The following is a 438-nucleotide window of genomic DNA, read 5'->3' as shown; positions in this document are numbered from 1 at the left end:
CAAGGAGAGCCATGACCAGCCGCACCGTCCAGTCCGCCCTGCTCGCCCTCGCCCTCGTCGCCGGGAGCGCCGGGATGGCCGCCGCGCAGAGCACCCCCAACGGCAACACCTCGTCCCCCGGCGCTCCCGCGGGCGACAACAGCACCGGCAACGGCGCCACCGGCAGCGGCGCGGCCCCGAGCGGCCGGTAACGGTCGGTTAACCGTCAGGATCGAAGCCCTCGATCCTCACAACCGTGCAACTCTCCGTCCCGCGGCCACCCGGCCTGCGGGACGTTCTGTTTCCGGGCCCTTGCCGATCCCTTGCCGGGCCCTTGCCGACCCCGCCGGGACGGGGCGCGGCCCAGAGTCCGGTGATTGGAACGGAGTGCCACTTTTCTGGGCAGGCAGAATCGCCATACTGTCGGCGTGACCGGGCCGCGCCCGGTCGGGACCGACA

General features: G+C 72.6%; 1 protein-coding gene. It reads left to right on the top strand.

What is annotated here, in order from left to right:
• Nucleotides 1–191, top strand: a 191-nt coding sequence (locus ACU8YC_RS28065; protein ID WP_446896405.1) for a hypothetical protein, incomplete at its 5' end; no start/stop codon positions are given.
• Between the last annotated feature and the right edge of the window lie 247 nt (nt 192–438).

It is taken from the genome of Citrobacter sp. VF227, assembly GCF_052950715.1.
Note: the sequence above shows the minus strand (reverse complement) of the source record. Positions and strands in the feature narration are given on the sequence as shown.